The following is an 18,784-nucleotide window of genomic DNA, read 5'->3' on the forward strand; positions in this document are numbered from 1 at the left end:
ATGGGCCTCCTGTGCTGACCCAGAGTCGATCTTGAATTGGCGGAAATCGGCCCGTCCTTACGCTGAGGAGTTTTGCCATGGCTCTGAGTGGGAAGTGATCTTGACCCGCCGCGGCAACCTGCTGAGCGGCCGCTCACATGCGGCTTTGACTGTCCATCAGCAACGGTGATGAGCCGGACCGGGAGCACCGAACCGCCCGGATGTCTGATTACATGTGCGCCATGACTGATGTGATGAGCACTCAAGGCCAGTTCCCGGGTGCCGCCGGGGAGTCCGAGCGGACCCGCAGGCTGCGCAGCCTTGGTCTCAACGAACCGTCCGCGGACGAGGCCTTCGACCGCTTCGCCCACCTGGCCGCCAGCATCACCCGCGCTCCCATCGCGATGGTCAACTTCATCAACGACGAGCGCCAGATGTTCCGGGGGCTCTACATTCCGCCAAACTCGAACGACGTCGCGGTCGACGACGGCGCTTCCTGGGCCGATCGGGGCATCGCCTTCGACCTGCCCACCCGTCAGATGCCGCTGAGTCACGGTTTCTGCCCGCACGTCGTCGCCCAGCGCTCCCCCCTCGCGCTCGACGACATCCTCGCCTACCCCCGGTTCTCCGGGAACCCGGTCGTCGACGAACTGGGTGTGCGCGCCTACCTCGGCGCCCCGCTCGTCGACGACACCAACACCGTCATCGGCACCGTCTGCGTCCTCGACCGGGAACCCCGGCAGTGGGGGCGCGAGCGGCTGCGCGACATCCAGCACCTCGCCGAGGCGCTGCTCTCCGAGATCCGGCTGCGCGACAACCTGCTCGCCCAGCAGCAGGAGATGTTCGCCGCCTTCGACGGCTCCCCGTTCCCCATCATGCTGACCGACGGCCCCGGTCAGGAGATCCGCTACGCCAACGCCCAGCACGCCGACACCTTCGGCGCCCCGGTGGCGTACGGCGCGATCGGCCTGGCCTACCCGCAGCTCGGCGCCGCCGGCCTCCAGCAGGCCATCGTCGAGGCCTACCACACCGGGCGCAGCACCGTCCTCAACGACGTCCGGATCCAGTCAGGCCGCCCCGACGTCCAGCGCGGCCAGCAGGTCTTCAGCTTCACCTGCACCCCGCTGCGGGCCGCGCGCACCGGCCAGGTCAACGGTGTCCTCACCGTCGGCATGGACGTCACCGCGCAGTCCCGCACGGAGGAGGAACTCGGCACGCTGGCCGCCCTGCTGGTCGACCGGCTCCAACAGAGCGGCGCCACCCCCGCCGGCCGCCCGGGCATCGCCGGGGAGTCCGGACTCGTCCTGCCGAACTGAGCCGCCGACCCGCCGTCCGCGCGCGGCGTCGCCGTCCCCTTCCGCACCACCGCTCGTCGAACCGCACCACCGCGCACCACCCACCACCGTGGCGGGGCGCCTCTCACCCCCGAGGAGAGGCTCCCCGCCACGGTGCCGTCCGGGGGCGGGCCCGTGCGGGTGAACCGCCTCCGCCCGCACCCCGACCGTGACCCGCCCGGCGGCCGCCGATGGTAGGCATGGGCCGCATGGACTGGATGGACTGGTTCGCCGCCCCCGACTACTGGCTGAGCCGACTGCTCGTCCAACGCCTGCTCGCCGGCCTCTACCTGATCGGATTCCTCGCCGCCGCCGCACAGTTCCGCGCCCTCATCGGCAGCGACGGCATGCTGCCGGTGCCCCGCTTCACCGCCCGGGTCCCGTTCCGCCACGCGCCCGGACTGTTCCACCTCCACTACAGCGACCGCTTCTTCGCCGCCGTCGCCTGGAGCGGCGCCGCGCTCGCCGCCGCCGTGACCGCCGGACTCGGCGACGCCGTCCCGCTCTGGGCGTCCGTCCTGCTGTGGGCGGTGCTCTGGGGGCTCTACCTCTCGATCGTCAACGTCGGACAGACCTGGTACTCCTTCGGCTGGGAGTCGCTGCTGCTCGAAGCGGGCTTCCTCGCCGCCTTCCTCGGCAACGCCGACACCGCCCCGCCCACCCTGGTGCTCTGGCTGATGCGCTGGCTGGTCTTCCGGGTCGAGTTCGGCGCCGGACTGATCAAACTGCGCGGCGACCGCTGCTGGCGCGACCTCACCTGCCTGCGCTACCACCACGAGACCCAGCCCATGCCCGGACCGCTCAGCTGGTTCTTCCACCACCTGCCCGACCCGCTGCACCGCGTCGAGGTCGCCGCCAACCACTTCGTCCAACTCGTCGTCCCCGTCGGCCTCCTCCTCCCGCAGCCGGTCGCGAGCTACGCCGCCTGCGCCGTCGTCGCCACCCAGCTGTGGCTGATCGCCTCGGGCAACTTCGCCTGGCTCAACTGGCTCACGATCACGCTCGCCCTCGCCGCCGTCGACCCGGCCCGCGTCGGACTGCCCGTCCACGCCCGCGTCCACCCCGCCGCGCCCGTCTGGTTCGAGGCGCTGGTGATCGCCCTGACCGCGGCCGTCGCCGTCCTGAGCTACTGGCCGGTCCGCAACCTCGTCTCGCGCGGCCAGGCCATGAACCGCTCCTTCAACCGGCTGCACCTCGTCAACACCTACGGCGCCTTCGGCAGCATCAGCCGCGTCCGCCAGGAGGTCGTCGTCGAAGGCACCGACGAACCGACCCTCACCCCGCACACCGTCTGGCACGAGTACGGCTTCAAGGGCAAACCCGGCGACGTGCGCCGTCTCCCGCGCCAGTACGCCCCCTACCACCTGCGACTCGACTGGCTGATGTGGTTCGCCGGCATCTCACCCGCCTACGCCCGCCCCTGGTTCCTGCCCTTCGTCGCCCGCCTGCTCGCCGGCGATCCCGCCACCCTCCGCCTGCTGCGCCACAACCCCTTCCCCGGCACCCCGCCGACCCACGTCCGGGCGACCCTCTACCTCTACCGGTTCACCAGTTGGCGCGAACTGCGGGAAACCGGCGCATGGTGGCACCGCACCGCGCTCCACGAGTACCTCGCGCCGGTCGACCTCACCTCCCTCGGCCGCGCCGGGTACCGCCCACCCCTCGGCCGGCGGCTCCGCGCCGTCCCGCTGGACCGGCCGCGGCGGCCCGGGGCCCGCCCGGGGGCCCCGCCCGCCCGGCCCGACGGCCGCGGGCCCCAGCACCCGTCCGGCCCAACGTCCCACCACCCGTGCGGCCCTCCCGGGTAGCGGCCAGGCGGGGGGTATGGCACACGACACCGGCCCGTCGGGCGGTGGGTGCGTGCAAGGCTCGAACGGGCACCCGTATTCTGGGCGTCCACAACCGGCGGCCCTCCCGCGCGCCCCCCAGCCCCGCCCCCGGGGCACCCCGCGCAACCGGTCCGCCGCCCCCTCGCCGCCAGCCCCGCCGTCGTCGCCCAGAACCGGACCTCACATGACAGTGCTTCACTCGCGCAACGCCGACGCAGCCGACCCGGCGGACGTCGCCGACGCCGCAGACGTCAAGGACCCCCAGGACGCCAAGGCCACCACGGCGGAGACCGACCTCCGCGAGGACCTCGGCCGCTACGCCGAACTCGGGGCCTTCACCCTCACCGCCGACACCCACGCCTGGTACGCGGCCGTCGACACCGTCGCCACCCCCGAGGACGCCCGGGCCGCCTCCACCGCCCTCGCCGAACTGCGCGGCCGCGACCTCCACCAGACCTGGGACGCCGTCGCCGTACTCGCCGCCGACGCCAAGCTCGACGAGCCCGACACCGTCGCCAAGGCCGCACTCCTCGTCGAGATGCTCCAGCGCGTCCACCGCACCTCCGCCACCCTCACCACCGCCGCCTACGACGCCGACCTCGGCGCCCTCGCCGCCGCCACCGCCGACGGCACCTGGCGCCGCGAGAACGGCGTCAAGCTCTCCTGGCTGCGCGCCCGCTCCCTGCGCAAGCAGGCCACGGCCCTCGCCACCGACCGCCGCATCCGCCGCGAGGACCTGCACGAGGCACTCGCCTCCGCCGAGGTCGAGCGCCGCGCCTGGGCCGCCCTCGCCCCCGCCGGCACCCTGCCGGTCGTCCCCGCCGACGGCGCCCTGGTCGAGCGGACCGCCCAGGCCTTCGAGGCGATCAACACCGGACTGCGCGGCCTCGCCCGACTGCTCCCCGACCACGACCTCGACGGGCTGGCCTTCGCCGAGCTCGTCGACCTCGTCGAGCGGCTCGCCGCGGACGAGGGCACGCTCTACCGCCTGCCCACCATCCGCGGGCTGCGCACCACCCTGGAGGAAGCCGGCCTCGGCGACCTGCTCACCGAACTCGCCGCCGCCCGGGCCGACCGCCGCGCCGCCGAAGCCGCGTTCGCCGCCCGCCAGGCCCTGGCCGGCGGCCAGCGCGACGGGCTCGCGGGGGAGGGCAGCGCCGTCGAGGCTCCGGCTCCGGCTCCGGCTTCGGCCGAGGAGACGGTGACCGACGCGGACGCGGACGCGGGCTCGGAAGCCGGCTCGGGCGAGGCTGAGGCCGAGGCCGTGGTCGAGACGGCCGAGGCAGCCGAGGAAGAGGTGACGGAGGAAGCTCCGTCCGCTGTCGTGGTCTCCCTCCCGGCGCCGTCCCCGGCCGCCGACGACCTGGTGGCCGCCGCGACCGCCGCCCTGGCGGAGACCACGGAAACCATGGAGGCCGAGGCCGCCGTCGAGGTTCCCGCTGTCGAGGCCGTGGCCGAGGTCGAGCTCGCGGAGGAGACGCCGGTCCTGGAGGACACGCCCGTCGTCGAGCAGGAGACGACCGAGGAGGCTGCGGAGCCCGAGACGGTTGCCGAGGCTGCCGAGGTCGAGGCTTCTGTGGCCGAGGTCGAGCCGGTTGTTGAGCCTGCCGCTGTCGTGGAGCCGGTGGCCGAGGTTGAGGTCGTCGAGGTCGTCGAGCCCGCGCCCGCCGTCGCCGTCGTCGAGCCGGTGGCTGAGCCGGTTACTGAGGCCGCCGCTGTCGTGGAGCCGGTGGCCGAGGTTGAGGTCGTCGAGGTCGTCGAGCCCGCGCCCGCCGTCGAGCCGGTGGCCGAGGTGGAGCCGGCTGTGGAGCCCGAGGCGGTTGTCGAGGTTCCCGTGGCCGAGGTCGAGCCGGTTGCCGTCGTCGAGCCGGTGGCTGAGGCTGAGCCGGTTGCTGAGTCCGCTGCTGTCGTCGAGCCGGTGGCTGAGGTTGAGGCCGTCGAGGAAGCGCCCGCCGCTGTTGTCGTGGAGTCGGTCGAAAAAACCGAGGCCATTGAGGACGTGCAGCCGGTGACTGAGGTCGAGCCCGAGACGGTTGCCGAGGCCGTTGTGGTCGAGGCTCCTGTGGCAGAGGCCGACGAGCCGGTGGCTGAGCCCGCCGCCGTTGCGGAGCCGGTGGCCGAGGCTGAGGTGGTCGAGGTCGTCGAGGAGGCGCCCGCCGTCGAGCCCGCGCCCGCGCCCGTTGCCGCCGGTCGGCCCGAGAAGCCGGACTTCACGCCCGGCCGGCCCGTGACCGCCTACTCGGCCGACGAGCTGCTCGCCGTCGTCCGGTGGGTGGACGGTGACGGTGTGAAGCGCACGGAGGAGGAACTGCTGCGGGCGGCGATGAAGGAGCTGGGCTTCGCCCGCCTCGGGCCGCGGATCAAGGAGGCGCTGGGCGCCGCCGTCACCGCCGCGCGGGGCTGACGTACCAGCGGGGAACAACGGTGAAGGGCCCGGGACGCGAGACCGCGTTCCGGGCCCTTCCGCTGTCCGCGCGGGTTCGGGGGTTCGTCAGCCGGTTTTGGTCCACGGCTGGCCGGTCATCAGCGCCTTGACGTTGGCCACGTACCCCGGGTTGGGGATGACCAGGCTGCCGACGACCTGGCCGGTGGCCGGGTCGGTGACGGTGTTGTAGTGCACGTTGCCCGCTCCGGCGTTGTACGCGGAGATGACGAGGTCGAGCAGCGGCGTCTTGCCGGTGGCCGGGTCGGGGGAGAGGTCGTACTTGCCGTCGAAGGAGGAGTCGCCGTAGTAGGCGACCAGCCAGTCGAGCAGCTGGGTGCCGAGCTGGACGTTCCCGGGGAGGGTCTTCGCGTCGGAGGTGGTGCCGAACTTGCTGTTCATCCAGCTGATCGTGTTCGGCATGATCTGCATGGTGCCGATCCCGCCGTCGCAGGCGAGGATGCCGGACTGCCAGCCGCTCTCCTGCCAGGCGATCGCCTTGACCAGGTTGACGGGCAGCGGCGGGAGCTTGTCGGTGCCGCCGCTGCTGAGGTTGAGCGTGCGGGCCTGGCCGGCGACGGTGGCGAGGGCCGCGCCGACGGTCTCCTTGGGCTCGTCGGGCTGGGGCTTGCTGGGCTGGCAGCTGCTCTGCAGCGGCGGGACGTGCGGGGTCGGCGGCGCGGGCGGCGGCGGGGGAGCGACCGGGCCGGGCTTGGCGACGGGCACGGGGGCCACGACGGCGGGCTTGGCGACCGGGGGCTGTGTGGTGGGAGCGGCGGGCGGGCTGCTCGGCGCGCCGGGCTTGGTGGTGGTCGGGGCCGGGGTGGTCGGGGCGGGCTTGCTGGACTTGCTCGCGGACGGGGTCGGGCTGTGGGAGGCACTGGCCGTCGGGGTGGCGGTCGGCGTCGGGGTGGCGGTCGCGGACGGGCTCGCGCTCGGCGTCTCGGTCGGCGTCCCGGTGGCGGCGACCGCCGTGGTGTCCGGCGCGCTGTTCTGGTGGTTGTCGGCGTGCTTGGTGCCGCAGCCGGCCAGGACGGCCGTCGAGACTGCTGCGGCCGACACCATGACCAGTGCTCTCCGGGATGCGCTGACTGCCACTGTGGTTCCCCCCACTCGTCACCGGCGGTCCCGGTGAGTGGCGGTCATCCTACGATGTGCTGTTCGAGCCCCGTACGAACGGGTGGTCCAACGCGTGCGCGAGGACCGTCGGCGCCGTCACCAGGGACGGTCCGTACCAGGTCAGGTGGCGTCCGCTGACCAGCGCCGCCGGGACGCCGGGGAACGCCTCGGGGCCGTCCTGTGCCGTGAAGCGGTACGGCTCGTCCGGGAGGACCACCAACCCGGGGCGGCAGGCGAGCAGTTCGGGCAGCGGGATGGCCGGGTAGCGCTCGGCGTGCCCGGCGTGGACGAGCCGGAGGCCGAGGCGGCTCAGCAGGTCCCCGGCGAAGGTGTCGCGGCCCAGGACCATCCACGGGCGGCGCCAGACCGGAACGATCGCCCGCGGGCCGTCCGGCGGGCGCCGGACCGGGGCCCACGCCGCCTCGGCCCGGTCCAGCCAGTCCGGGCGCGGGAGCGCGCAGGCGGCGGTGAGCAGCCGGTCGAGCGAGCGGAACGCGTCGTCCAGGGTGCGGATGTCGGTGACCCAGACCGGCAGGCCGGCCGCCCGCAGCGCGTCCAGGTCGGGGCGCCGGTTCTCCTCGTCGTTGGCGAGGACGAGGTCCGGGGCGAGGGCGAGGATGCCCGGTACGTCCGGGTTCTTGGTGCCGCCGATCCTGGTGACCGCCAGGTCGGCCGGATGGCTGCACCAGTCGGTGGCGCCGACCAGCAGCCCGGGTGCGGTGGCGGCGACCGCCTCGGTCAGCGACGGCACCAACGACACCACCCGGCGCGGCGGGCGCGGGCCGAACCGGACGGGCAGGTCGAGATCGTCCCGCAGGACGGTGGGATCGGCCATCCGGCCACCCTACGCCGGGGGTTCACGGACGGGCAGCGGACAGGCAGCGGATGGGCTGGGGTCGGGCGGCGGTCGGGTGGCGAACGGGCAGCGGCCGGCGGGTGTACGGGAGCCGGGCGGCGCGGAAATCCCCGGGAACCCCCCGGGCGGTCCGACCGACTACCTGGTCCGGGTTCGCAGGACGGGCCCCGAGCACGATCACCGACCAGGAGAATTACCATGCGCCCTCGCGTTGTCTGCGGAATCGCGGCCGCCGTCGCCCTGTTCGCCACGGCCTGCGGAAGCGGCGCCGGAAACGGCGGCGGGGGAGGCGGAGAGCGCGGCGCGGCCGGCGCCGCCCAGACCGCCCCGGCCGGCGGCTACCCCGTCAAGGTGGCCGACTGCGCGGACCGGGAGACCACCATCGCCAAGGCCCCCGCCAAGATCGTCACCAGCAACGCCGCCGCCCTGGAGATACTGCTCCAACTCGGCGCGGGCGACCGGGTGATCGGCACCGGCTTCCCGCCCGGCAAGGGCACCCTCCCGCCGGCCCTGGCCGAACAGGGCGCCAAGGTGCCGGTGCTCGGCGACAAGACCATCCCCAAGGAGAAGCTGCTCGGCTCCGGCGCCGACCTGTACGTCGACACCTTCGGCGCGATGCCGATGATGGGCGGCGGCGCCACCGGGCCCAGCGAGGAGGAGTTCGCGGCGGCCGGCATCCAGCACGTCTACCTCCTCTCGACCGCCTGCGCCGGCACCCCCAAGGCCGCCAAGGCGCCGCGCACCGACCTGTCCGGGGTCGAGAACGACATCCGCCGCCTCGGCGCGGTCACCGGCACGGCCGCCCGTGCGGAGGAGCTCGTCACCGGGATGGAGAAGCAGATCGGCGAGGTGCGCACCGCCCTCGCCGGCGTCGCGGAGGCGCAGCGGCCCGGCTACTTCGTCTTCGACTTCGACGCCGGCACCAAGCAGCCGGTGGCCGTCTGCGGCCGGCAGGTCGCCAACGCGGTGATCACCCAGGCCGGCGCCCGCAACGTGTTCGCCGACTGCGACGCCGACTTCAAGCCCGGCTCCTGGGAGGACGTCGTCGCCAAGAACCCGGACTGGATCCAGCTCGCCGTCCGCAACCGGGGCAGCGAGGAGGCCACCCGCAAGGCCTTCGACGACGCCGAGGCGTTCCTGCGCGGCTTCCCCGCGACCCAGGGCCTGAAGGCCGTCCAGGAGGGCCACTTCGTGCGGCTCGGCTCCGAGGTCACCACCATCGCGGGCGTGCGCAACGCCGACGCCGTCCGGCAGATCGCCGCCACCGTCCACCCCGACCTCGTCAAGAACGGGCAGTAGCCGGTGACGTCGGCCGTCTCCGTCGAACGGCGCGACGAGCCCCGCCCGGCCCGCACCCTGCGGGCCGGGCCGCTGGCCGTCGCGCTGACCGCCGCCCTGGTGCTCGCGCTGACCGCCGCCGTGTCGTTCGGCGCGGTGGACATCCCGCCCGGCGAGGTCTGGTCGGTGGTCGCCCACCACCTCACCGGGCGGACCCCCGAACCCGGCACCCGCGACCTCATCGTCTGGCAGCTGCGCGTCCCGCGCGCCCTGCTGGCGGCGACGGTCGGGGCCGGGCTCGGCCTGGTCGGCACGGCCGTGCAGGCCCTGGTCCGCAACCCGCTCGCGGACCCCTACCTGCTCGGCATCTCCTCCGGCGCCTCCCTCGGGGCGGTCGCCGCGATCGTCCTCGGCACCTCGCTCGGCCTCGACCTCGCCTTCGGCAGCGCGCTCGGCCTCACCGTCTCCCTGGCGGCCTTCGCCGGCGCGCTCGCCGCGTTCTCCCTGGTCTGGCTGGCGGCCAGGCGCGGCGGCGGCTTCTCCCCGCTGCGCCTGGTCCTCGCGGGCATCGCCATCGCCCAGTTCCTCGGCGGCATCACCAGCTACCTCGTCCTGCAGACCCGCGACGAGCAGCAGACCCGTGGCGTGCTGTTCTGGCTGATGGGCAGTCTCGGCGGCGCCGTCTGGGCCCAACTCGCAGTCCCCGCCGTCGCGGTGGTGCTCGGGTTGGCCCTGCTCCAGGCCCGTGCCCGCGGGCTCAACGCGATGCTCATGGGCGACGAGACGGCCGCCGGGCTCGGCGTGGACGTCACCCGGCTGCGCCGGGAGGTCTTCGTCGTCACCAGCGTGCTGACCGGCGTGCTGGTCGCGGTCTCCGGCGCGATCGGCTTCGTCGGACTGATGGTGCCGCACGTCTGCCGCCTGCTCGTCGGCGGCGACCACCGGCGCCTGCTGCCGTTGTCCGCGCTCACCGGCGCGCTGCTGCTGGTCGTGGTCGACACCGTGGCCCGCACCGCGCTGGACGGCCAGGAACTGCCGATCGGCGTGGTCACCGCCGTCCTCGGCGCCCCCACCCTGCTCTACCTGCTGGACCGACGACTGGAGCGCACGTGAGGATCGCCGTCGAGGACCTGAGCGTCACCCTGTCCGGGCGGGCGGTGGTGGCCGGCGTCCACCTGGTCGCCGAGGAGGGGGAGATCGCCGGCCTGGTCGGGCCCAACGGCAGCGGCAAGTCCAGTCTGCTGCGCACCGTCTACCGGCACCTGCGGCCGAGCGCCGGGCGGGTGCTGCTGGCCGGGCGGGACCTGGCCGGGCTGCGCCCCGCGCAGTCCGCCCGGCACATCGCCGCGCTGCCGCAGGAGCGGGGCGGGGACTTCGAGTTGAGCGTCCGCGAAGTGGTCGCGATGGGCCGCACCCCCTACAAGCGGTCGTTCGCCGCCGACGACGCCGAGGACCACCGGATCACCGCCGACGCGCTCGTACGGGTCGGCATGGCGGACGCCGCCGACCGCCGCTTCGCCCAACTGTCCGGGGGCGAACGGCAACGGGTGCTGCTGGCCCGCGCGCTCGCCCAGCAGCCGGACGTCCTGGTGCTGGACGAGCCGACCAACCACCTGGACGTCCGCCACCAGGTCGAACTCCTCGCCCTGCTGCGGGACCAGCGCCGCACCACCCTGGTCGCGCTGCACGACCTCAACGCCGCCGCCTCCGTCTGTGACCGGCTGCACGTCCTGCACCGCGGCGCCCTGGTGGCCTCCGGGGCGCCGCGCGAGGTGCTGACCGCGGAGCTGCTGGCCGAGGTGTTCGGCGTCCGGGCGGCGGTGGTCGAACACCCGCTCACCGGCGACCCGTTGATCGCCTTCGACCACCGCACCCCGGCAGTCCCGGCCTCGCCGGCCGCCCCGACCTCGGTGGAGGGCATCGGGGTCGGGGCGGCGGATGCTGGTGGGGCGGGGGCCGAGGGGATGCGGGCCGCCGAGGTGGGGCCCGCGCGTCAGAGCGCCTCGTAGTGGCTCGGCCTGCCGTCGATCTCGACCAGCCGGCCGCGCTGCGCGGCGTCCTCGCTGCGCAGCAACTCCCAGTCACCGTCGGCACGGTGGAGTACCGAGGAGTGCCAGGGTGTCATCCAGGCGTCGGCGGCCTCCAGTAGCCGGATGCCGAACTTCGGTGCGCCCGCCGGCTGCGGGTGGATGGAGAGCCGGACCGACCGGGGGTGCTGCTCGGCGATCAACTCGCCCCAGGCGCGGCTGCGCTGGATCACCCCGTAGGCGCGGCGGCGGCAGTCGCGCTGCAGGGCGGAGCGGGTGCCGGTGAAGCCGACGGTGTCGTCGGCCAGGAAGCGGGTGATGCCGCGGTAGAGCCGCAGGGTCTCCTCGTCCGTCAGCACCAGCTCGCGCAACTCCTCGACGCTCGGCGCGTACTGGGCGTGCACCCGGGCGCGCTTGTCGTCGTACGGCAGGTCGCCGAGGACGTCCCGCAGGTCGAAGGTGGCGAGGTGGGCGAGGTCCTCGCGTGCGATCATCGCCGTCAACTCGTCGGAGTACTCGTCGATGTGGCCGTCGGGGACGTGGACGAGGTCGCCGAAGATGTGGCCGTCCGAGCAGATCAGGATCCGCGCGCCGGGCTCGTAGTGCCCGCCGATCTCCGCGCAGAGCCCGTCGAGGAAGGTGAGCGACAGCCGCTCGCCCTCGTCGGGCAGGTGGCTGAGCACCTTCGCGGGGTTCGGCGACTTGCAGGGGAAGCCGGGCAGGGTGAACAGGATCGGGTCGCCGGCGGTGATGAAGTCCGTCAACTGGGCCAGCTGGAACGGGAAATGCTCGGGCTTGGCGTCCAGCCCCGGGTCGGAGGCGCGGCGGTGCGGCAGCAGCAGGCCGAGGATCCGGGCGGCGAGCCGTGCGGCGGACTGCGGGTCGGCGCCGCCCCCGGTGTTCGTGGGCTCCGGCGCGGGCTCGGGCGCGGGTGTGAGCCCGGGTGTGGGCACGGGTGCGGTGTGGTGGTGGCGGGTGGAAACGGTGCCGGCGGGCGGCATGGTGGTCCTCCGTGGAAGGTGGTGCGGGCGTGGAGCGGACGTCGCGGGACGTCGGCGGGCGGCCGCGGCCGCGGGGTGTTCGCAGGGCGGCCGGGGCCCCGGCTCAGACGCGCCGGTCGTACCCGACGGGCAGCCGGTTGACCCCGCGCGCCAGGACGGCGGGGATCCAGGCGAGGGAGTCCAGGCCCTCGCCGGGGGCCCCGGACGGGCGCAGCCCGGGCAGCCGGGCGAGCAGGGTGGCGATGGCGGTCTGGAGTTCGGCCCGGGCCAGGGCGGCGCCGGGGCAGTAGTGGATGCCGTGGCCGAAGGCGAGATGGGCGTTGGGCGTGCGGTCGAGGTCGAGGCGGTCCGCGTCCGGGAACCGGGTCTCGTCCCGGTTGGCGGCGCACAGCGAGACGATCACCGAGTCGCCGGCCGGGACGGTGGTCCCGAACAGGTCTCCGTCCTCGGCGAGGAAGCGCCAGGTGGTGAGCTCGAACGCGGCGTCGTGGCGGAGCAGTTCCTCCACCGCGCGGGCCAGCAGGCCGGGGTCGTGGGCGGGCCCCTCGGAGAGGGAGTCGCGCAGCCGGGCGAGCTGGTCGGGGTGGCGCAGCAGGGTGATCAGCATGGTGGTGATCTGGTTGGTGACCGGCTCCTGGCCCGCGACCAGCAGCTGGAACACCATGGAGTCGAGTTCCTCGCGGCTCAACTCGCCCGCGTCGTGGGCGGCGACGAGCCGGCCCAGCAGGTCGGCGCCGGCCGTGGCCGGGTCGTGCCGGTCGTGATCACCGGCGGGGTTCCCGGCGCGCTTGTGGGCGACGACGTCGGCGATGTACGTCTGGAGACCGCGCAGCCGCGCCTCGTACGCCGGGCGGCCCGGGTCGTGCGGGCCGACGGGCTGCACGACCTTGCCCCAGTCGCGGTCGAAGCGCACCGCCAACTCGGCTGGCAGACCGATCACTTCGGCGAGCACTCGGAACGGGAAGTGTGCCGCGAAGCCGGCCACCAGGTCGGCGCCGCCGGCCTCGGGCAGTTCGTCGACCAGCGCGTCGGCCAGCTCCTGGAAGCGCGGGCGCAGCGTCTCCACCCGGCGCGGCGCGAAGGCGTCCAGGACGAGCCTGCGCATCGTGGTGTGCTTGGGCGGGTCCTGGTGCAGCAGGTGGACCTGCAACTGGGAGTGCTGCGGCTCGGGCATGATCGACGCCAGCTTGCGCCAGTTCTCGTTGCCCAGCGCGTGGTTCTTGCCGAACCGGGGGTCGTTGAGGGTCTCGTGGGCGGCCTGGTAGCCGGTGACCAGCCAGGCGTGGATGCCGCTCGGGAACTCCACCCGGTGTACCGGCCCGGCCTCGCGCATCTGCCGGTAGAGCGGGTACGGGTCGCTCTTGTACGCGGGGCCGTACAGCGGTACGGGGTCCGGGAGTTGGTCGTAGCCGTACGGGCAGCGTGGCTCGTCCGCCGGGTGGGCCGGAGCCGGGTCGTGGACGGTGTCGGTCATCTGCGGTGTTCCTCCGGTCGTGCGGGCATGACGGGGTGCGGGCTCTGGGGTACGGCTTTGGGCACGCGGGCTTTCGGGGCGCGGGCTTTGGGGGCTCGGGCTTTGGGAGTGGGGGAGGCGCGGTCCGGCGGTCTCAGGTCCGTGGACGGCGGTGCAGGGCGAGCAGGACCACGGCCGCCGCCGCGACCAGGGCGGCCAGGGCGATGCCCGCCCGGGTGCCGGTGGTGGCGCGGTCGCCGGCCAGCGCGGCGGCGCCGGCCAGGGCCGGCCCGAAGGCGAAGCCCAGGCTGCGGGCCAGTTGGACGGCGGAGCCCGCGGTGGCGAGCTTCCCGGGGGGCGAGGCGGTCATCACCAGGGCCTGGGTGGGGCCGCCGTTGAGGCCCATCCCGACACCGGCCAGGGCGAGCCGCCAGGCGATGTCGGCGGCGGACCAGCCGGTGTCCAGCGGGACGAGCAGCGCCAGGCCGAGGGTGGTGACGGCGGCGCCGGCGAGCGCGGTCGGGCGGGCGCCCCAGCGGTCGGCCAGCCGCCCGCCGACCCGGCCGGCCAGCACCATGCCGAGCGGGAAGGCCAGCATGGTGAGCGCGGTGGCGGTGGCGCTCTCGCCACCCGGGCCGCGCAGGTGCTGGGCGAGCAGGTAGTGGCAGGCCGCGAAGCCGGCGGCGAGGGCCAGCACCGCCGCGTTGACCCCGACGGTTCCGGCGGCCCGCAGCACCTCGGCGACCGGTCTGCCCCCGGGGCGGCGCAGCCAGACCAGCACCAGAGGGGCGGCGGGCAGCGCCAGCAGCAGCCACAGCGGTGCTTCCGAGGCCAGGGTCAGCGCGAGCAGCACGGCGGCGACGGCCGCGCCTATCAGGGCGGCGTCGCCGAGCGAGGCCCGGTCGGGCGGGCGCAGACGGCCCCGCCGCGGGGCGTACCGGTGCACGATCAGCACGGCGGCCAGGCAGACCGGCAGCTTGATCAGGAAGACCGCCCGCCAGCCGAAGTGGTCCAGCAGCAGGCCGCCGATGACCGGGCCGGTGACGGCGCCGAGCGGGCCGAGCGTCGCCGGGACGCTCATCGCCCGTCCGCGGGACTCGGGGCGGACGGAGGTGGCGGCCAGCACCGGCATCAGGACGAACAGCACCGCGCCGAAGGCTCCCTGGAGCAGCCGGGCGGCGATCAGCCAGCCCGCCCAGGGGGCGAGTGAGGCCAGCACGCTGCACGCGGCGAAGCAGCTGACGGCGAGCAGCAGCGCCGAGCGGGTGCCCACCTGGTCCAGCCAGCGCCCGGCGGGCAGGAGGAGTGCCACCAGGGGGAGTTGGTAGCCGAGGGTGGCCCACTGGGCGACCCCGGCGGACACGTGCAGGCTGGCCGAGATGTCGGTGAGGGCCAGGTTGACCACGTTCATGTCGAGCATCGCGACGAACGAGAGCAGCCCGGCGGCCACGACCAGGATCCACCGGTCCGCCGAGTCGGATTGACGGTCCGTCAGTGTGGCGGCGGCCAGTGGCTGTTGCGCTGCCATGGAGTCCCTCCGTTGCCCGGCTGCTGTCCCGGACACCGCCTCGGCGGCGGGGTCCGGTACAGCAGTCGGAGGCGCGGGGGCTCCAGTTCCGAACATGTGGGGGAATTTTCGGACGGGCAGGCGGGCGGGCGGCAGGCGGGCGGGCGGGCGGACGGGGGTGGCGGGCGACGGACAGATGACAACCGACAACTAACAGATAACAGATTTCGAAATCTGTTATCTGTCAGTTGTCACCTGTTGGTTGTCATCTGTTGCCCGGCGCTTGCCGCCGTCCACTCAGCAGGCCGCTGCGAGCTCCCCGCCCTCGGCCGCGCGGAGCCGGGCTATCAGTTCCTCCCGGGCGCGGGCGACTCGGGAGCGCACGGTGCCGATCGGGCAGCCGGCGACCTCGGCCGCCTCGGCGTAGCTCAGGCCGACCACCTGGGTGAGCACGAAGGCCTCCCGCCGTTGGGCGGGCACCCGGTCGAGCAGGTCCCCGAGCGCGACGCCGTCCTCGAACCCGGCCGCCGGCTCGGCCCCCTGCCGCTCCGCCGCCTCCTGCCAGTCCGGCAGTGCCGCGCAGCGCGGTCGGGCGGCGGCCGTCCGGTACCGGTCGATCACCGTGCGCCGGGCGATCGACAGCAGCCAGGTGCGGGCCGAGGAGCGGCCGGCGAACGCGGGCAGGCCGCGCAGCGCGCGCAGGAAGGTCTCCTGTGCGAGGTCGTCGGCGGACTGGACGTCGGTGAGGTGGGCGACGAACCGCCAGACGTCCCGCTGGGTGGCGCGGACGAAGGCCTCGACGTCCGGGGCCCGGCCCGCGCGGGCGGTCAGCGCGAGCGCGGTGAGCTGCTCGTCATCCACGGCGGCCTCCCACCCGGCCGGTCCCGCCGTGAGGGCAGTGCGGGACGATGGTCCTATGAGATGCGCGCAGTTCCGTACCGCCCTGTCGGCCCGGCTCGACGGCGAACCGACCGGACTGCCGGATGGCCGGCTGGACGGGCACGTCGCGCGCTGCGCCGGCTGCCGAGCATGGCTGGAGCGGGCCGAGCAACTGCGCGGCCGCGTCCGGGCGAGCGCCGCCGCCGGTCCGTCGGAGGAGTGGTCGGCCCGCTTGCTGGACGGACTCGGCGTACGGGAGCTCGGGGGCGGTCAGGCTCCGGACGGGCCGGAGGCCGTGGAGCGGTAGGACGGTGGCGCCGGCCCAAGCCGGTGCGCCGTCGTAGTCAGGCATGCGAAGGTCCTGAGGGGAGGGCTGGGAGCGACGCCACCCGAGGTGGCATCGCCGGCGTCCATGGGACTTCCGCGCGGCCCACGGCGCCTCCACGGGGGAGACGGCGGGCGGGCGCGCGCGGGCCCGGGCCCTGGCGGCACGGCGGCGAAGGCACGGCCGAGCGGCAGGGCGACCTGCCCGTCGAGCGAACCCCGTGGGCCCCGAGGTCCCCGGCGGCGGTGGGCTGCCGGGGGCGGTGGGCGGAGGAGTGGGGACGGCGGGCGCGTCAGCAGGCGAGCGCGAGCGCCGGCGGGCCTCGCCGGACCACGGCATGCGTGAGCAGCACCGACCGGGACGGCCGGGTCCGGCCGCCGGTGGGCCGGGGCGCAGTCGGCGGGCGGTAGCCGAAGGGGCGCGCGAACAGCGCCAGCAACGGGAGCACCAGCACTCCCGCGACCACGGTGCCGAGCGCGCCGAGCAGGTCGAAGAGCCGGACCAGCGCGGCGTCACCGCGCCACAGCAGCAGCGCGCAGGCCAGCGCGGCGAGCGCGTGGGCGGCGATCATCCCGAGGGACATCCCGTGCGCCATGTCGTGTGCCATGCCGTGTGTCGTCCCGGATGGCATCCCCGTCATCCCGGCCACGTCCAGCGCCGTCCCATCGGCCGAAGCCGAAGCCGAAGCCGAAGCCGAAGCCGAAGCCGAAGCCGAAGCCGAAGCCGAAGCGGACGCGGAGAGCGACGCGGAGACCGACGCGGACGTGGACACCGATACCGGCGCGGAAACCACACCCGCCGCCGTCCCGTGGTGCATGCCCGCCATGGCGTGCAGGCCGTTGGCGGCGGGCGGGACGTCCGGGTCGAGGCCCGCCATCCGGGCCAGGTCGACGGGGGAGAGCCCGCCGGGGATCCGCTCGGGGTTGCAGAGCAGCAGCGCGGCCCAGTCCGTGGTGGCGAGCCGGCCGAGGCCGCCGCCTCCCCGGCCGAGCGCCGCGGCCTGTTCGAACAGCAGGTGCAGCGTGCTCTGCGCCGCGACCATCCAGGCGCTGATCGCGCCGAGTCCGCGCCGCTTGCCGGCGAGCAGCCAGGTCAGACCGAGGACGGCCCCGAAGGCGCCGGCCAGCACTGGCGGTGAGACCCCGGCTCCGGCCATGGCGACGTGCGCCGCGGCGGCCAGCGCCACGCACAGCGCGGCGAAGACCACGGCGCGCAGCAGGCGGATCCGGTCGGTCATCACGATGGCACTCATCGTCGCACCCGCCCCGCCCGGCCCGGACCGCACCCTCCGGTATTGGCCGGTTCCACCCCGTGAGACCATGCCCGGCCCCGTGCCGCCGCGCGTCGGGACGCCCGGCCCGGCCGCCGCACCGACCCGTTCGTACGACCATCGACGCGGTTTGACATCGCCCCCCGCTTGCTCACTTAATGTGCACACCCCGGCACCGATAGTGGCGGCCGGGCGCACGCCGAACGCGACGCAGGAGGCCCGGCCATGGAGACCTCGACCGGCTTGGCGGCCCCCGCCGCCGACCTCGCCGACCCCCACTTCTGGCAGTTGCCCGCCCCCGCCCGCGCGGCCGCCTTCGCCGAACTGCGCCGACTCCCCGCGCCGGTGTTCTTCGGCGATCCCGCCACCGGCCGGGGCTTCCACGCGCTGGTCCGCCACGCCGACGTGGTCGAGGCCAGCCGCACCCCCGCGGTGTTCCTCAGCGGCCCCGGCGTCACCACCCCGGAACCGCCCCGCTGGGTCCGGCTGGTGTTCGGCGACTCGATGGTCAACCTCGACGACCCCCGGCACGCCCAGCTGCGCAGGATCGTCTCGCGAGCCTTCACCCCCCGGCTGCTCGGCCAGGTCGAGGAGGACATCCGCCGCGTCGCCACCCGCCTGGTCGACGACGTCGAGCGGCGGCGCCCGGAGGACTTCGTCACCTCCGTGGCCGCCGAGCTCCCCTTCCAGGTGATCTGCACCATGATGGGGATCCCGGAACACCCGCGCCGCATGATCCTGGACCAGGTCAACCACGCTTCCGAGAACATCGGCGTGGCCCGCCCGCTGCGCCGCCGGATCCGGATGCCCGGGCGCGGGCTGCTGGCGCTGGCCCGCATGCAGGGCATGGTCGCCTCGATCGGCCGTGAGCGCCGCCGCAGGCCCACCGAGGACCTGATCTCCGCCCTGGTCACCGCCGACGTGGACGGCCGTCGGCTCACCGGACGCGAACTCGGCGCGTTCTTCTCCCTGCTGCTGGTCGCCGGCGTGGAGACCACCCGCAACGCGCTCGCCCACGGCCTGCACCTGCTGACCGCGCACCCGGAGCAGCGCGCCCTGCTGCTCGCGGACCTCGACGGGCGGCTCGGCGGCGCGGTCGACGAGATCATCCGCCATGCCACGCCGATCATCCACTTCCGCCGGACCCTCGCCGTCGACCACGAGCTCGGCGGCCCCGGGGGCCCGCTGCTGCGCGCGGGGGAGAAGGTCGCGCTGTTCTTCGGCTCGGCCAACCGGGACGAGACGGTCTTCCCCGACCCGGACGCGTTCGACATCACCCGCACGCCCAACCCCCACCTCGGCTTCGGCGGCGGAGGGCCGCACTACTGCATCGGGGCGCACCTGGCCCGGCAGGAGATGAAGGTGCTGTTCCGCGAGCTGTTCGCCCGGCTGCCCGAGGCGCGGTCGGTCGGCGAGCCGGACATCGTGCCGTCCAACTTCGACCACCGGGTCCGGTCGCTGCGCTTCACGTTCTGAGCCCTCCGAGCCCCCTGAACCCTCCGAGC

Annotated in this window: 15 protein-coding genes; 8 read left to right on the forward strand and 7 right to left on the reverse strand. The window is 74.6% G+C overall.

What is annotated here, in order from left to right; all coding sequences use genetic code 11:
* The first annotated feature begins 221 nt into the window (after nucleotides 1–221).
* The 3 genes from ACFVTF_RS15740 (at nucleotide 222) to ACFVTF_RS15750 (ending at nucleotide 5,546) form a co-directional block, all read left to right on the forward strand.
* Nucleotides 222–1,295, forward strand: coding sequence for a GAF domain-containing protein (locus tag ACFVTF_RS15740; RefSeq protein WP_371520243.1), 1,074 nt, complete (start codon nucleotides 222–224; stop codon nucleotides 1,293–1,295).
* A 236-nt stretch (nucleotides 1,296–1,531) separates the two neighbouring features.
* Nucleotides 1,532–3,121 (forward strand): lipase maturation factor family protein, encoded by a 1,590-nt coding sequence (locus tag ACFVTF_RS15745; RefSeq protein WP_387814122.1) that lies wholly within the window; start codon nucleotides 1,532–1,534, stop codon nucleotides 3,119–3,121.
* Nucleotides 3,122–3,326: 205 nt separating this feature from the next.
* Complete coding sequence (locus ACFVTF_RS15750) at nucleotides 3,327–5,546, forward strand: hypothetical protein (RefSeq protein WP_387813929.1); 2,220 nt, start codon at nucleotides 3,327–3,329, stop codon at nucleotides 5,544–5,546.
* An 87-nt stretch (nucleotides 5,547–5,633) separates the two neighbouring features.
* On the opposite strand, the gene ACFVTF_RS15755 is transcribed toward ACFVTF_RS15750, so the two are convergent.
* Both ACFVTF_RS15755 and ACFVTF_RS15760 read right to left on the reverse strand, forming a co-directional pair.
* On the reverse strand, nucleotides 5,634–6,629 hold the full coding sequence (locus ACFVTF_RS15755; protein ID WP_387813931.1) for a transglycosylase SLT domain-containing protein: 996 nt from the start codon (nucleotides 6,627–6,629) through the stop codon (nucleotides 5,634–5,636).
* 82 nt (nucleotides 6,630–6,711) lie between these two features.
* Entirely contained in the window at nucleotides 6,712–7,518 is an 807-nt protein-coding gene (locus tag ACFVTF_RS15760; protein ID WP_387813933.1) for a helical backbone metal receptor, read from the reverse strand.
* Between the two features lie 219 nt (nucleotides 7,519–7,737).
* Here ACFVTF_RS15760 and ACFVTF_RS15765 point away from each other — a divergent pair, with 219 nt between their 5' ends.
* The 3 genes from ACFVTF_RS15765 to ACFVTF_RS15775 are packed head-to-tail and all read left to right on the forward strand — an operon-like array spanning nucleotide 7,738 to nucleotide 10,826.
* Nucleotides 7,738–8,838: an ABC transporter substrate-binding protein gene (locus ACFVTF_RS15765; RefSeq protein ID WP_387813935.1), complete on the forward strand. Its 1,101-nt coding sequence runs from the start codon at nucleotides 7,738–7,740 to the stop codon at nucleotides 8,836–8,838.
* A gap of 3 nt (nucleotides 8,839–8,841) precedes the next feature.
* Nucleotides 8,842–9,930 (forward strand): FecCD family ABC transporter permease, encoded by a 1,089-nt coding sequence (locus tag ACFVTF_RS15770; protein ID WP_387813937.1) that lies wholly within the window; start codon nucleotides 8,842–8,844, stop codon nucleotides 9,928–9,930.
* Complete coding sequence (locus ACFVTF_RS15775; protein WP_387813939.1) at nucleotides 9,927–10,826, forward strand: ABC transporter ATP-binding protein; 900 nt, start codon at nucleotides 9,927–9,929, stop codon at nucleotides 10,824–10,826. Before ACFVTF_RS15770 ends, ACFVTF_RS15775 begins: the two co-directional genes overlap by 4 nt.
* On the opposite strand, the gene ACFVTF_RS15780 is transcribed toward ACFVTF_RS15775, so the two are convergent.
* The 4 genes from ACFVTF_RS15780 to ACFVTF_RS15795 form a co-directional block, all read right to left on the reverse strand.
* The gene (locus ACFVTF_RS15780; protein ID WP_387813941.1) at nucleotides 10,811–11,845 is read right to left on the reverse strand and encodes an L-tyrosine/L-tryptophan isonitrile synthase family protein; all 1,035 of its coding nucleotides are present in this window, start codon (nucleotides 11,843–11,845) and stop codon (nucleotides 10,811–10,813) included. The genes ACFVTF_RS15775 and ACFVTF_RS15780 overlap by 16 nt on opposite strands.
* A 103-nt stretch (nucleotides 11,846–11,948) precedes the next feature.
* The gene (locus tag ACFVTF_RS15785; RefSeq protein WP_387813943.1) at nucleotides 11,949–13,319 is read right to left on the reverse strand and encodes a cytochrome P450; all 1,371 of its coding nucleotides are present in this window, start codon (nucleotides 13,317–13,319) and stop codon (nucleotides 11,949–11,951) included.
* 133 nt (nucleotides 13,320–13,452) lie between these two features.
* The gene (locus tag ACFVTF_RS15790; RefSeq protein ID WP_387813945.1) at nucleotides 13,453–14,826 is read right to left on the reverse strand and encodes an MFS transporter; all 1,374 of its coding nucleotides are present in this window, start codon (nucleotides 14,824–14,826) and stop codon (nucleotides 13,453–13,455) included.
* Nucleotides 14,827–15,102: 276 nt separating this feature from the next.
* Nucleotides 15,103–15,666 carry a sigma-70 family RNA polymerase sigma factor gene (locus tag ACFVTF_RS15795; protein WP_363579536.1) on the reverse strand — a complete coding sequence of 188 codons (564 nt, stop codon included), beginning with the start codon at nucleotides 15,664–15,666 and terminating at the stop codon, nucleotides 15,103–15,105.
* Nucleotides 15,667–15,721: 55 nt separating this feature from the next.
* Here ACFVTF_RS15795 and ACFVTF_RS15800 point away from each other — a divergent pair, with 55 nt between their 5' ends.
* The gene (locus ACFVTF_RS15800) at nucleotides 15,722–15,991 is read left to right on the forward strand and encodes a zf-HC2 domain-containing protein (RefSeq protein ID WP_387813947.1); all 270 of its coding nucleotides are present in this window, start codon (nucleotides 15,722–15,724) and stop codon (nucleotides 15,989–15,991) included.
* A gap of 310 nt (nucleotides 15,992–16,301) precedes the next feature.
* Here ACFVTF_RS15800 and ACFVTF_RS15805 read toward each other — a convergent pair whose 3' ends face one another.
* The gene (locus tag ACFVTF_RS15805; RefSeq protein WP_387813949.1) at nucleotides 16,302–17,261 is read right to left on the reverse strand and encodes a hypothetical protein; all 960 of its coding nucleotides are present in this window, start codon (nucleotides 17,259–17,261) and stop codon (nucleotides 16,302–16,304) included.
* A 243-nt stretch (nucleotides 17,262–17,504) separates the two neighbouring features.
* Between ACFVTF_RS15805 and ACFVTF_RS15810 the strand changes: the two genes are divergently transcribed.
* Nucleotides 17,505–18,755 (forward strand): cytochrome P450, encoded by a 1,251-nt coding sequence (locus ACFVTF_RS15810; protein ID WP_387813951.1) that lies wholly within the window; start codon nucleotides 17,505–17,507, stop codon nucleotides 18,753–18,755.
* Nucleotides 18,756–18,784: the final 29 nt, after the last annotated feature.

The organism is Kitasatospora sp. NPDC057940, assembly GCF_042887425.1.
Classification (GTDB): Bacteria; Actinomycetota; Actinomycetes; order Streptomycetales; family Streptomycetaceae; genus Kitasatospora.